Origin of the sequence: Rhodococcus sp. MALMAid1271 (assembly GCF_049195265.1) — a bacterium.
Taxonomy (GTDB): domain Bacteria; phylum Actinomycetota; class Actinomycetes; order Mycobacteriales; family Mycobacteriaceae; genus Rhodococcoides.
In genome coordinates this window covers 58571-71972 of sequence record NZ_JBMIRQ010000044.1, presented here as the reverse complement: position 1 = coordinate 71972, position 13402 = coordinate 58571, and the positions used below count along the sequence as shown (strand labels likewise).

The window sequence follows — 13402 nt, the reverse complement described above, 5'->3', positions numbered from 1 at the left end:
CAACCCACGGGGTCCAGTGCAGGTGAATGGACCATCGACTCGGAAACTATGGGGGCGGACGGGCCTACGAGTACCAGGTGGGCGCCGGCAGCTCGCCGGTGAGAACCCAGCGCCCCACCTCGCGTCGCTTGTAGGCGACCGGATCGTGCAAGGTGTGGGTGCGCACGTTGCGCCAGAAGCGATCGAAGCCGTACTTGCTGGCCGTGGCCCGCGCACCGAGTGCCTCGAACACCGTCGAGGTGATCTCGAGTGACACCTCGGTGGCGCGAGCCTTGACTGCGGCGACCCGCACTTCGTGATCTCCGCGTTCCTCGGCGGTGACGTTCCAGGCGTCGTCGTGAATCTTCAGCCCTTCCAACGCAACCGCGTCGGCGAGCGCCTCGACGGCCCAGAGCTTGGAAACCAGGTCTCCGTAGATGTCGATGATGTACGGCTCGTCGACGGCCTTGTCGACATTGCTGTGCAGCCAGGCACGCGTCTTCTCCTTGGTGTACGACGCAGCCTCCTCGAGCGCGCCCCGCGCGATACCGAGGTAGAAGTTGACGAACACCAGCTGGATCGTCGGCACGTTGAGGGTGTTGTACACACGAGGTTGAAAAGCCTTGTCCACGAACCCTGCTGCGCTGGACCAATCGACCCGGACCTTGTCGATGGTGACGCTGCCACTCTCGGTCTGACGCAGGCCGATGTTGTCCCAGTCGTCGTGGAAGGACAAGCCCTCGATGTTCGACGGCACGATCGCGAAGACATGATCTGTACTGCCCTCGAGGGCACCTTCGAGCACGGTCACGTCCGAGACGCGGCTGCCGGTGGAGAACGTCTTGGACCCGTCGAACACAAGGGTCTCGCCCTCGTCGGTGACGACGACGTCGTTGTCCCGCGGGTTGACGGCACCGCCGAAGAACCACCTGTTCTTCGTGGCGTCGGCTTCGACTGCCTCGATCTGCTCGGGGGTACCGACCAGACGCGCAGCCCAGAACCACAACAGGTGATAGCCCAGCAGCTGGCCGATGGAACCGTCGGCTGCGGCGACGGTTCTGATCACCTGGTACGCCGTCGGCCAATCCTGCCCTGCCCCGCCGTGTTCGACGGGGCCGAGCAGGGTGACGAGCCCGGCGTCCTTGAGCAACTGGACCTCGGCGATGGGTGCTGCGCGGCCCTTGTCGCGGGCAACGGCGTCCACTGCGAGCAGTTGAGCGACCTCACCGGCGCGGGAAATCCATCCGGCAGCGGTCGTGGGAGCGTCGGGCCAGTTCTTGGTGAGAGCACGATTTTCTGTGGTTGTCATGACGCACAGTGAAGTCTTGCGCCGAAGCAATGACCACAGTTCGATTCAGCGTGATTCTAAGGACGCTGCGGTCCGGGGGGGACTGCAGTCCCGAACGCGACGGCCCGGGGAACCGCAGTCCCGACCGATGTCGTTCGGTCAGCCGGTAACCGCAGCAAGCACTGGGGTTTGCACGATCGCAAGGTCGGTATCCGAGGCTATCGACGTCGGCACGGTTGCGGCGGTGAAGACCGGCAGCGTCGATTCTGCCGATACGCCCTGGTTCCAGTGGTCGTTGATTCCGCGGGCGACGTCGCGGCCGGTGATGGTGATCTGGTTCATCGACTTGTCCTTCGTTCGTAGTGGATCCAACGAACCCGACGATGCCGCCTCGAGTCGGACTCGGCCACGCTCGATCGACAGACACGCCAGGTGACCGGCGCAAAGGTACTTTCCGGACCGGATGCGACGTCGGATCAGCAAGGTGGGCGGTACTCCAGATTCGGTAGCAGCCTCGCCCACATGTCCTCGGTGAGTAGTTTGCCTGTGGTTCGGCAGATCCTGCCGGCGGCGTCCGAGTCATCCATCGTCCAGGTCTGCAACACCCCGTCCTGTCCGACGGCGGACAGCATGGTGCCTGCCGGGTCGAATGCCACGGTCACGGCCGCCTGCGCGACGCGGCTGACCGGCCCGATCGTCTGCACATGCGCAGGATCGGTGAAGTCCCACAGTTCGATCGACCCGTCCGATCCGGCAACCGCCAGCGTCGAGCCGTCCTGCCCGAGCGCGAGCGATTGCACCGCTCCGCCGCCGGCTCGGAAGGGCTCGCCGAGCGCTTCGGGGTGGGTGGGGTCGGAGACGTCCCACACACGGACCACATCGTTGCTGGCGCTGACGAGTACCCGGTCGTCGGGCCCTAGCGCGATCGTCGAAGCATCACCTGAATGACCGTGCAGTGTGATCGGTAGCGATGTCGCATTCGATCCGTCCGCAGAGATCGCCCAACCACGCACGGTGTCGTCCGCGGATGCTACCCATACGGTGCGCCCATCACTGCTGAAGACCGCGTCGGTGACAAACCCCCCGAAGCCGCTCAGCGGCAGTCCGATCGGCCGCGGCATAGCTGGATCTCGTACGTCCCACAAGCGCGCGGACCGGTCGTCGGCCGGTGTCAACAACACCGTCCCCGCCGGGTCGAATGCGAGTTCACTGGTGAAGCGAGCATCGGTGGCGATCTGGGCTCGCGCGCGCGGGGCCGCCGGGTCGCCGGTGTCCCACAATTGCACCGGGCCACCCACCGTCGACGCCGCGGCAAGCAGGTTGGTTTTCGGAGCGAGCTCGACACCGACGCCGCCGTCCCGACCGACGGACACCGGCACGGAACTCGACTGCACCACTGCGCCGCTCGTCATCCGGTGCCACAGTGCGAACGTTCCGTCGTAGGAACCGGTGGCGAACACTGAACCGTCGGTGGCGAAAGACGGTCCCGTTGTCCGCCCGCGGTGAACCTGCTGCACCGCGTCGGGGGTCTGCCAGATCCGCACGGTTCCGTCGTCTCCCGCGGTGACAACGGATCTACCGTCGGGCGCGAGTGCAGTGCTCAGCACGCCACCTCCGTTACCTGTCAGCGCGGCACCGAGTCGCACCGGCCTGGCCGGGTCCATCAAGCTCCACAACTGCGCCGAGCCGTCCTTGCCGGACGTCACCATCGTGTTTCCGTCCGAACCGAAATCGACCGACCACGAGGCCGCGGACTGGGCAGGCAGCGGTGGCCCGAGCGGTACCGGCGCATCTGCGTTGTCCACATTCCACAGCCGGGTAGTACCGTCGTCGCTCGCCACAGCCAGCAGTGCTCCCGGCGGGGCGAACGCCACCGAGTGCGTGACGCTCGCAAATCCGGTGAGGGGAACCGGGCGCTGCACCACGCGGGACACATCTGTTGTGTTCCACAGTCGAACGGTGTTGTCGTCACCGCCGGACGCCAGTGTCCGACCATCGGGCGAGAACTCCACGGTACGAACTGGGCCGGCATGTCCAAGTAGGGGCGCTCCGATCGGACGCGGGGCATCCGGCCTCGTCACGTCCCACAACCGAACCGTCGAATCGTCCTTCGCCACAGCCAGAGTCCGACCGTCTGGGGCAAAGGCCACTTGATACGCGGGACCGGCATCGTCGTCGAGGACCGCGCTGTATCGCACCGGATGAGCCATGTCCGTGACGTTCCACAGACCTACAGTCCCATCACCGGTCGACGCCGCGAGAATCGAACCGTCGGGCGAGAACACCGCCGACGTCGCGAAGTTCGAGCCCTCTTCCAGCGGAACCCCGAGTGCCCGAGGAGAACTGGGGTCTCCGACATCCCACAGCCGCACCGTGCCATCGGCTCCGGCCGAGGCGAGCGTGGCCGCGTCGGGACTGTAGGACACTCCGTAGATGCTGCCCACGTGGCCAGTCATCGACGCGGCCAGCGGCGACAATTCGGCACCGATCATTCTGCTCCGCAGACGTGGGTCATCGGGCCTCGATCGTTGAGCTACGAGCAATAGTTGGGCAGACAGTGACGGATCGGATTCGAGAAGGCTGTCCGATTTGGCCAACACCTCACCGAACACTGCGTCGTCGCGCTGGCTCACCGCCGAGCCGCGCTCGACGAATGCCGCCACGGTACTGACCGTGGCGAGTATTCCGAGAACCGTCAGTGCCGCAACACCCGCACGCAGCCAGGAGCGTGCGCGGGTAGCGCGATGCGTTGCGGCAGCGACGAACTCACCCGCGGCGGGCGGGACGTCTGCGGCGTCCCTGGCCCACCCCTGCGCAGCTACCAACTGCGCTCCGCGGTAGAGGAACTCGTGAGCTCTCTCGTGCTGCAGCCACGTCTCGGCGTCGCCCTCGACTCGCTGCCGCAGCGAGGCATTGTCTCGATCCTGCTCGATCCACCGCGCCAACCTGGGCCACGCCCGGAGCACTGCATCGTGCGCGAACGATACGTATTCTGCGTCGATCGTCACCAATCGTGCTGCGGCAAGGACTTCGAGGACATCTTCGATAGGTGCCGAATTCTCGAACCCCGCCAGAAGTTCTGCCCGAGTGCGCCGACGGCAACCGTCGTCGGTATCGGTACCGAACGCCACCAACCGCATGCACAGTGTTTTGCTCGCGCGTTGCTGGGCATCGGTCAACCGCCGCCACGCCGCCTCCCCGGCCTCGGCCACGGATCCAGCCGCACCGCCGACGGCTCGATACGCAGCTGCTGTCAGCTTGCCGTTCTGGCGCCTGCTCCACGTCGCGCGCAGCGCATGCGACAGGAGCGGGAGTCGACCGGCGCGACGATCTCCGGAGGAGAGCACGTCCGTCGATGCGGACGAGCCTGCGGACCGCGATCCGAATTCGGCGATGATCGTATCCAGAAGCGCCGGTTCGACTCTGAGTCCTTCTGCCTTTGCCGGCTCCACCACGGCCTCACGAAGTTCCGCGTCGGTCATCGGACCTAGCACCATCGAATGATGCTCCAGCGCAACCCCGATTTTCGGAAATTCCAAGCACCGAGAGTAGAAGTCGGCCCTCAAACCCACAACCACCGGCACGTGTTCGGCCAGCGCAACGAGTTCGGCGACGTAGGCGGCTCGTGCGTCGACATCGGTCCGATCGGTGAACAGTTCCTCGAACTGATCGACGACGAGCATCGCGTCGGCGTCCACGTCGGCTGCAACCATCCCGGCACGAGGAGTCCGGACGTCGACGTCGGACACGCCATCGATACGGCCGTCCCGAACTGCCTGGACCAAGCCGGCGCGAAGCAGGGAGGACTTCCCCGCGCCGGACATGCCGACCAACACGAGGACGGACCGGTCGCTTCGAGCCTCCGAGATCCGGTCGAGCAGCGTTGTCGTGCTACGTGATCGACCGAAGTACAGTGCGCTCTGAGACTCGGTGAACGCCGCCAACCCCGGATACGGGCACTCTCCCGAGTACGTGGGCGCAGCAGTTTCCGTCTGACTCTTCTGCGACTGTGTCCACCACCGCGACCACACCGACAGGTCGTAGAGTCCGTCCGTGGGCGGTTCCGGCGTACGTTTACGCGCCTCGGCGACGAGCACCTGCAGGACCGGCAGTACCGACTCGAATTTGGCCGGCACGGCCCGACCTCGCCGCCAGTCGCTGATGCGCTGGGCGGACACCGCCGCCTCGGTGGGCGCTCGCCTGCGTTGCAGCGCCGTGGCGGTGGACGCGACCTTCTTCAGGGGTGGATCGCCGGCGAGCACGTAGAGTCGCGCCAGCGCTTCACCGAACACTTCCCTCGCGTTGGTCTCCCCCACCGATTCTCCCTGCTGTCCGAGCGCACTCATTCCCACGACCCTCGGTAGATAGTAAGCAGAAGAATCAAGTTGCGGTGACTGTGAAGTGCTCCCGGACCGATTTGCGGTTGAGCAAAATGAACACCATGAACATGACGACGACCTGAACGGCCTGGATGACATGGATCCACAGCGGATAGCTCGTGGTGAGCAGATAGCAGTACGCCGCCACCGTGATCACGCTGATGACCAGGAGCGACCGGTACTTGGACTTGTTCTGCGTTCCCAGCCATCTGATCAGCCGCGCGTAGTTGGCGAATATGGCCAGCACCGTCACGATTCGGACACAGTCGGCGATATAGAACGCTTCCTTCGTGTACGGCGGTAGTGGGCCATCCGGGTCATAGCCCGATCTGCGGAGCTGGAATTCGACGATAATCCGCACGAACATCAGCGAGAGAACCGAACTCAGAACGGCCAACGACATGGCCACGATCAACAAGCGCCCTACCGGCCGCACCGCTCCGTCCGCATGCCAACCGTCCTCGTACAGACGGACGAAGAACTCACGCACCGATGGCCCCTTCGTCGGATGCCCGCCTGATGCCCGTCCCCTTCGGTTCCCCGACAGGAATGTTCCTCGACACCACCAACGGTTTCAGCTCTCGCTCTCCGTTGCGATCAGGCGTGGACTGCAGAAGCATGAATTGGACACTGGCAGTGCTGCTGCCGATCTCGGCGTGGAGGCGCACATGCTCTTCGAGCATGCGGTACGGAGGACTGCTTTCGATCGAACCGAACCGACCACCGGATTTCATCGACAAACTCATCACCGCCTGAATCAGATCGAACAACGCTTTGGGGCCCCGGCTGCCTGGATTCCACAGTAGCGCCCAAGGCGGACGATGATGCGCGAGCGGCAGTTCCGACCATTCGGACACGGTGCCGTCCACATCGAAACTCCGGACGAGCAAGTGCGAATCCGAAATGCCAGGATTGGGGCCGAAGAACCTCCAGTTCGGCACGGTCAAGCCAACTTTGGACCACGCCAACTGGTAGTTGAACTTCTGATCCGGCAAATTGTGCAGGGTAGTGGCGACGCCCCAGACCGTGACCAGTGCCCCGACCCCGATCTCAGCCGATCCCCACAGCGCGTCCTGGGTGGAGCGACGACCGTTCAGCGACAGTAAGGACATGTTCTGCTACCTCTCGTGCTCTTGATCGAAAACCGATGACCGACAGATGATTGGAGTCCGGGACGACGGTCAGGGTCGTCGCGTTCACTCGGTCTGCCAGCGCTCTCTGCGCGGCGGCGTGCCCCTCCGCACCCTCGATTCCACTGTCCGCCGCAACGACCGACACCGGGACAAGGAGCGGTGCGAAATCGGGCGCGGCGACGAAACGGAGAAATTCGCGACGGGCCTGGAGCTGGCTGGCCAAGCACGACGAGAATGCCAGGTGCGCTGCATGAATGGACTTCGGGTAATCCAGATCGTCCTCGAATGCTCTCGATCGCTTCGTATTGTCGAACAGACTGGACAGAATCTCCAGCTCGAGTGATTGGGTCACCTTGCCGCGCCGCTCGGGAATGCATGCCATGTCGCGGAACAGAACCGGATCCGTACCGTCGACGAGAACGATGTGGTCGGGCCGACGATCGGCGGACTCCAGCCGCCCGAGAACGTCGTGAATGGCCAGCGCACCTATCGAATGACCGACGTAGACAACAGCTCTCGCATGAGGAAAGGCGGACATCGCGTATCGGTAGCCGGCCAGAACATCGATCCCGCGACTGCTTTCACCATATCCCGCGCGGTTGTATCGGACGCAGTTGACTGTGGGGAGGTTCTCCACCACCCACTGCCACGTCTCGATCGGGGTGCCGAGACCGTTCTCGAACACGACCAGTGGGCTCGACGTGTCAGCGTCGCGACCACGAACCACGTTTGCTTCCAGTCGCCCGGTCGCCGTTTCGACCGAGACGTATCCTGGAATCGCCCGTCGGAACGACTTCGATCGTCTCGTGGTCCGCAGCCCCGAAGCAATCCCCATCAGTCCGAGCACCCCGAGGGTGGGCAGAATCGATCCTTTCCGAAGTTCCCCGAGCACGTTCTCACGCAGCACGTGCCACCTCCCCGATTCGTGCCGCGATGGACGATGCAGTCGCCGCCGAACCACCTTCCAGAACGTAGGACGCAGCAGGATGTGTCGCACCGAATGCCCATACGAAACGCGGCAGACCCATGAAGTGGCCGATAGCCAAATGGAAGAGCCCTGCGATGGGGAGGGCACGCTGCACCCGTGCCGACTTGGGCACTAGATACAGCAGCGGATACAACGTCTCGCCGAGGATCGTGCCCCAGCAAACGAGTAGCGACGACGCTGGGATCTTGTCCAACACTGCCGCAGCCCGCGGATGGCCGTACGCCTCGGTGCGCATCACCGAGACGAACGCGCGACCCGAACGCCAGTCGTCCGAGACCAATTTGATGGCTCCGGAGGCAAAATAGGACACCGCAAGTTGGGTGTTGATGGCGCGTAGCGCGAAATCGGCGGCCTCCTCGCGGTCTCGAAATGCCGAGGACAAGGCGACGATCGTCGCCATGATGTCCTGCATCTGATCGGACCCGTCACGGCCGAAGTTGGTGCGGTAACGCTCGAGCCCGAACACCACCGCCGAGACTGTCGAGGTGACAACGGTGAGTCGACGCGTATGCGGCAGAAACAGCGTCGCGAGACCTGCAGCGGCTTTGACGGTGTCGCAGCCGACGATGAATCGGTAGTCCTCCAACAGCGCGGTCAGATGCGGATGCTTACGCGCAAACCTCGGGTAAGCGTGGCGAATCTGTGGGCTCAGCAGCTCGCCGGATCGATAGAGGTCCCTGCGCGCCAGACCTTCGGCGGCGGACACGCACTGGCCGAAAGCGGCAATGCGACGGGATCTCGCAAGATACTCGGAAGGAAGTCTCATGGAAGTGCGTCCTCTTCGCTTGGGAATCGGCACGAAAGGTGGGGACCATCGGCCCGAGCGTCATCTCGACGCTCGGGCCGTGTCGAGATACCCGTTCGGGTCAGCCGCGGTGTGCGTTGGTGGCGTTGACGACTGCGGTGGTGGCGTTCAGCGTCGCAGTGAGCAAAGCGAGATCCTCCGGCGTAGTGACGACCGTCACCGGAGTGGTGAGGACCGGAATTTCCCCCTTGGTGTCGACACCGGTGGCTACGTCGGTGAAGTGCCGATTGGCAGCTGCGGCAATGTCACGGTTCGCGATCTTGATGGGCTGCATTCTCGTTCTCCTCATGTGATGTGTTTCGTTGTCGGACAGGTACTGCATGTGGTGCGACACCAGAATCCATAACGGGCCGACTGGTTCGCAATGCCGCGCGCGCACCGTCACCACAACGACGCAGCACCAGCCCGGTGCGAGGGTTTCCGGACCGGATCCGGTACCGGAATTCGTTTCCGCCGTCCGCCGCGGCGCAGCGTGGTGCCGTCCGGTCCGGAAACCCCATTTACCCCTCCGAACTGGCGATACAGCGTCCGGACGGTGCGGTGGTGAGCGGATGTCGGCACACTGGATCACCGAGAGCACGCGCTCTCGAAAGAATCATCGGCATCGGCGAAAGGACGATCATGGATCGGAAAAAAGTGGAATACGTCAAGGCCGTGGTGCTCGTGGTTGTCGCGGCTATCTTTGCTTGGGGATTCGGGAGCACGCAGACGGCGTACTTCGGCATTTTCGCAGTGCTGTGTGGAGTGCTGGCTGTTTTCGTCCTGTGGCGAGCCCCGAAGCTCGCCGCCCACGAATGACTCCATCGAGTGACTCACGCAGTCGTTGTCGGCAGTGGACCCAACGGCCTCGCCGCCGCCGTGACTCTGGCCGCCGCCGGTGTCACAGTGCGGGTGCTCGAGGCCGCTACGGTCCCCGGCGGCGGCGTTCGTAGCTCGGAACTGACGCTACCGGGGTTGCTGCACGACGAATGCTCTGCGTTCCACCCCCTCGCCTGCGACACGCCGTTCTCCCGTCGCATCGATCTCGCTCGGTACGGCCTGCACTGGCTCACCCCCGACCTGTCGTACTCGCACCCGCTCGACGGTGGCCGAGGCTCAGCTGCATGGCGGTCGCTCGAGCGCACGGTGGAAGGACTCGAGGGCGACGGCCGTCGGTGGCGAACGGTATTCGGTGGTGTGACGCGCCGTCTCCCGCGGATCACCGAGGACATCCTCGTCCCCGCTGTGCACGTGCCTCACCACCCTCTCGACCTTGTGCGGTTCGGTGCCGCGGCCGGGTTGCCGGCGCATGTGCTGTCGAAAGTCTGGCGCGGGGAATCGGCCCGGGCACTCTTTGCTGGAGTCGCCGCGCACGCCTTTCGTCCGTTCGGCACCCTCGCGTCCTCGGCGATCGGCTTCACGCTCGGTGCGGCCGCGCACCGATACGGCTGGCCCGTCGCCCGCGGCGGTTCCCAGGCGATCGCGCACGCGATGATCGCAGCTTTGACAGATATGGGCGGAACGGTGGAGACCGGGATCACGGTGAGCTCGCTCGACATGCTCAGTGACGCCGACGTCGTGCTACTCGACGTCGCGCCTGCCGCCGCTGCCAGTATCGCCGGATCCCGATTGCCCGACCGGGTCGCTCGCACCCTCCGCAAGTACCGCCACGGTCCTGGTGCATTCAAGGTCGACTACGCCGTCGACGGAGGAATCCCCTGGCAGCACGAGGACTCGCGTTCGGCCGGGACCGTGCACGTCGGTGGCAGTCTGAAGGACATCGCCGACGCCGAGGCCCAGGTTGCCCGGGGACGAATGCCGTTGCGTCCCTTCGTTCTGGTCGGTCAACAGTCGGTTGTCGACCCGTCGCGCTCGCTCGGGGGCGTCCAGCCCGTATACAGCTACGCGCACGTACCGGCCGGCTACACCGGCGATGCGACGGCAGCCATCGAAGCCCAGATCGAACGTTTCGCACCTGGCTTCCGGGATCGAATCTTGATGCGGCACATCAGGAGTACTCCTGCCATGGCCATGCACAACGTCAACTACGTCGGCGGCGACATCGTCACCGGAGCCAACGACGCGCGTCAACTCCTGTTGCGCCCCCGTCCAGCGCTGGATCCATATTCTCTCGGAGCTCCGGGCCTGTACTTGTGCTCGGCAGCAACACCTCCCGGAGCCGGCGCGCACGGAATGTGTGGATACAACGCTGCCACATCGGCGCTGAAGTACCTGAACCGATGATGCGATTCAACTGCGAAGAATCTTCTCCATCGCTTTGCCCTTGGCGAGTTCGTCGATCAGTTTGTCCAGTAGTCGGATCTTCTTCATCAGCGGGTCCTCGACATTCTCGACGCGAATTCCGCAGACGACTCCGGTGATCAGCGTCGCGTTCGGGTTCAGATCAGCCGCGGCGAAGAAGTCCTCGAATGTCGTGTCGACCTCGAGATGGTGCTCGAGAGTCGCTTGATCGAATCCGGTGAGCCACCGAATGATCTCGTCGACCTCGGCTTTCTTCCGGCCTTTGCGCTCGACCTTGGTGACGTAGAGCGGATGGACCCTACTGAACGCCATGCTGAATATCTTGTGCACGGTGGTCACTGTAGCCACCGTTGAGCCGCGTGAATGTGCCATCGCCGCGCCCAGACGTATGCAGTGGTCCATTCACGCGCCCGGATAGCACCGCTCACCCGACACGAAAAAGCCCGCCACCGAATCGGTGGCGGGCTTCTCACGAAACGAGTCCTACTTGACGGACAGCGATTCCAGGATTTCGCGCGCGAGCGCAGCGGTCTCGGACGGCGTCTTGCCGACCTTGACGCCTGCGGCCTCTAGCGCGTCCTTCTTCGCCTGTGCCGTTCCCGAGGAGCCGGAGACGATGGCACCTGCGTGGCCCATGGTCTTGCCCTCGGGAGCGGTGAAGCCTGCGACGTAGCCGACGACCGGCTTGGTCACGTTGGCCTTGATGTAGTCGGCTGCACGCTCTTCGGCGTCGCCGCCGATCTCACCGATCATGACGATGACCTTGGTCTCGGGGTCCGCCTCGAACGCCTCGATGGCGTCGATGTGGGTGGTTCCGATGACCGGGTCGCCGCCGATGCCGATGGCGGTCGAGAAGCCGAAATCGCGCAGCTCGAACATCATCTGGTAGGTCAGCGTGCCACTCTTGGAGACCAGGCCGATGGGGCCGGTTCCCGAGATGTTGGCGGGCGTGATGCCGACCAGTGCCTCACCGGGGGTGATGATTCCGGGGCAGTTCGGTCCGATGATGCGGGTCTTCTTGCCCTTCTCCACGTTGTAGGCCCACGCGTACGCGGAGTCCTGCACGGGGATGCCCTCGGTGATGACGACGAGCAGCGGGATCTCGGCGTCGATCGCTTCGACGATGGCGTCCTTGGAGAATGCCGGCGGCACGAACGCGATGGACACGTCGGCTCCGGTCTTTTCCATGGCCTCGGAAACCGAAGCGAAGACCGGCAATTCGATGTCGTTGCCCTGAGCATCGACGTGCTTGACCGTGGTTCCGGCCTTGCGTGCGTTGACGCCACCGACGACCTGGGTGCCGGCCTTGAGCATCAGGGCGGTGTGCTTGGTGCCTTCGCCGCCGGTGATGCCCTGGACGATGACCTTGTTGTCCTTGTTCAGAAAGATTGACATGGTTTCCTCTACTTCGCTGCCAGCTCGGCGGCCTTGTCGGCGCCCTCGTCCATGGTTCCGGCGAGCGTCACCAGCGGGTGCGCGGCGTCGGCGAGAATCTTGCGGCCCTCTTCGACCTTGTTGCCGTCGAGGCGGACGACCAGCGGCTTGTTGGCATCGTCGCCCAGCTTCTTCAGTGCGCCGACGATTCCGTTGGCAACTGCGTCACAGGAGGTGATGCCGCCGAAGACGTTGACGAACACGCTCTTGACCTGTTCGTCGCCGAGGATGACGTCGAGTCCTGCGGCCATGACCTCTGCCGAAGCGCCGCCGCCGATGTCGAGGAAGTTGGCCGGCTTGACGCCACCGTGTGCCTCGCCTGCGTAGGCGACGACGTCGAGGGTCGACATGACCAGTCCGGCACCGTTTCCGATGATGCCGACCTGTCCGTCGAGCTTGACGTAGTTGAGGTCGTGCGCCTTGGCCTTGGCCTCGAGGGGATCGGCTGCGTCCTTGTCCTCGAACTCGGCGTGGCCGGACTGACGGAAGTCTGCGTTGGCGTCGAGCGTCACCTTGCCGTCGAGGGCGAGGATCTGATCGTCGGGGGTGCGAACCAGCGGGTTTACCTCGACCAGGAGGGCGTCTTCGTTGATGAAGACCTCCCACAGCTTCTGGATGGTCACCGCAGCGGCGTCGAGCACCTCGGCGGGCAGCTTGCCCTTCTCGGCGATCTCGCGTGCGAAGGCGAGGTCGACACCCTTGACGGCGTCGACGGGGATACGTGCGAGTGCGTCGGGGTTCTCCTCCGCCGTCACCTCGATCTCGACGCCACCCTCGACCGAGCACATCGCGAGGTACGTGCGGTTGGTGCGATCGAGCAGGAAGGAGATGTAGTACTCCTCGGCGATGTCGGAGGCCTCTGCAACGAGAAGCTTCTTCACGACGTGGCCCTTGATGTCGAGTCCGAGAATCGACTCTGCGTTCTCGGTGGCTGCTGCGACGTCCTTGGAGTACTTGACGCCTCCGGCCTTACCGCGACCGCCGACCTTGACCTGTGCTTTGACCATTACTGGCTTGCCGATTTCTTCGGCAATCTCTGTTGCTCCGGCGACCGTGTCGGTGACACGACCGGCGGAGGTTGGTACGCCATGCTTGGCGAACAATTCCTTCGCCTGGTATTCGAAGAGATCCATCAGCTCACCGTCTCGTCTACGT

At 64.1% G+C, this 13402-nt stretch carries 13 protein-coding genes; 2 read left to right on the top strand and 11 right to left on the bottom strand.

Annotation, left to right across the window (positions count from 1 at the left end):
* Positions 1–64 precede the first annotated feature (64 nt).
* The 8 genes from ACOQFP_RS03370 to ACOQFP_RS03335 all read right to left on the bottom strand — a co-directional run bounded on the left by ACOQFP_RS03370 (position 65) and on the right by ACOQFP_RS03335 (position 8846).
* Positions 65–1288, bottom strand: coding sequence for an acyl-CoA dehydrogenase family protein (locus ACOQFP_RS03370; RefSeq protein WP_421583447.1), 1224 nt, complete (start codon positions 1286–1288; stop codon positions 65–67).
* A 138-nt stretch (positions 1289–1426) separates the two neighbouring features.
* Positions 1427–1609, bottom strand: a complete 183-nt coding sequence (locus tag ACOQFP_RS03365) for a hypothetical protein (protein ID WP_421583446.1) — start codon at positions 1607–1609, stop codon at positions 1427–1429.
* A 134-nt stretch (positions 1610–1743) separates the two neighbouring features.
* Positions 1744–5613: a hypothetical protein gene (locus ACOQFP_RS03360; RefSeq protein ID WP_421583445.1), complete on the bottom strand. Its 3870-nt coding sequence runs from the start codon at positions 5611–5613 to the stop codon at positions 1744–1746.
* Between the two features lie 34 nt (positions 5614–5647).
* Positions 5648–6136 carry a hypothetical protein gene (locus ACOQFP_RS03355; protein WP_421583444.1) on the bottom strand — a complete coding sequence of 163 codons (489 nt, stop codon included), beginning with the start codon at positions 6134–6136 and terminating at the stop codon, positions 5648–5650.
* Complete coding sequence (locus tag ACOQFP_RS03350) at positions 6129–6758, bottom strand: hypothetical protein (RefSeq protein ID WP_421583443.1); 630 nt, start codon at positions 6756–6758, stop codon at positions 6129–6131. The genes ACOQFP_RS03355 and ACOQFP_RS03350 overlap by 8 nt, the downstream gene beginning before the upstream one ends.
* Positions 6697–7686 carry an alpha/beta fold hydrolase gene (locus tag ACOQFP_RS03345; RefSeq protein WP_421583442.1) on the bottom strand — a complete coding sequence of 330 codons (990 nt, stop codon included), beginning with the start codon at positions 7684–7686 and terminating at the stop codon, positions 6697–6699. The genes ACOQFP_RS03350 and ACOQFP_RS03345 overlap by 62 nt, the downstream gene beginning before the upstream one ends.
* A complete protein-coding gene (locus ACOQFP_RS03340; RefSeq protein ID WP_421583441.1) occupies positions 7676–8533 on the bottom strand; it encodes a hypothetical protein in 858 nt (285 codons plus the stop codon). The genes ACOQFP_RS03345 and ACOQFP_RS03340 overlap by 11 nt, the downstream gene beginning before the upstream one ends.
* Positions 8534–8633: 100 nt before the next feature.
* A complete protein-coding gene (locus tag ACOQFP_RS03335; protein WP_421583440.1) occupies positions 8634–8846 on the bottom strand; it encodes a hypothetical protein in 213 nt (70 codons plus the stop codon).
* A 347-nt stretch (positions 8847–9193) separates the two neighbouring features.
* Between ACOQFP_RS03335 and ACOQFP_RS03330 the strand changes: the two genes are divergently transcribed.
* Both ACOQFP_RS03330 and ACOQFP_RS03325 read left to right on the top strand, forming a co-directional pair.
* Positions 9194–9370, top strand: coding sequence for a hypothetical protein (locus tag ACOQFP_RS03330; protein WP_421583439.1), 177 nt, complete (start codon positions 9194–9196; stop codon positions 9368–9370).
* A 9-nt stretch (positions 9371–9379) separates the two neighbouring features.
* Complete coding sequence (locus ACOQFP_RS03325) at positions 9380–10795, top strand: phytoene desaturase family protein (protein ID WP_421583438.1); 1416 nt, start codon at positions 9380–9382, stop codon at positions 10793–10795.
* A gap of 6 nt (positions 10796–10801) precedes the next feature.
* Here ACOQFP_RS03325 and ACOQFP_RS03320 read toward each other — a convergent pair whose 3' ends face one another.
* The 3 genes from ACOQFP_RS03320 to sucC form a co-directional block, all read right to left on the bottom strand.
* Positions 10802–11125 carry a DUF2200 domain-containing protein gene (locus ACOQFP_RS03320; protein ID WP_421583459.1) on the bottom strand — a complete coding sequence of 108 codons (324 nt, stop codon included), beginning with the start codon at positions 11123–11125 and terminating at the stop codon, positions 10802–10804.
* A gap of 171 nt (positions 11126–11296) precedes the next feature.
* Positions 11297–12208 (bottom strand): succinate--CoA ligase subunit alpha, encoded by a 912-nt coding sequence (sucD, locus tag ACOQFP_RS03315; protein ID WP_206488215.1) that lies wholly within the window; start codon positions 12206–12208, stop codon positions 11297–11299.
* 8 nt (positions 12209–12216) lie between these two features.
* Positions 12217–13380 (bottom strand): ADP-forming succinate--CoA ligase subunit beta, encoded by a 1164-nt coding sequence (gene sucC, locus ACOQFP_RS03310; RefSeq protein ID WP_206488213.1) that lies wholly within the window; start codon positions 13378–13380, stop codon positions 12217–12219.
* Between the last annotated feature and the right edge of the window lie 22 nt (positions 13381–13402).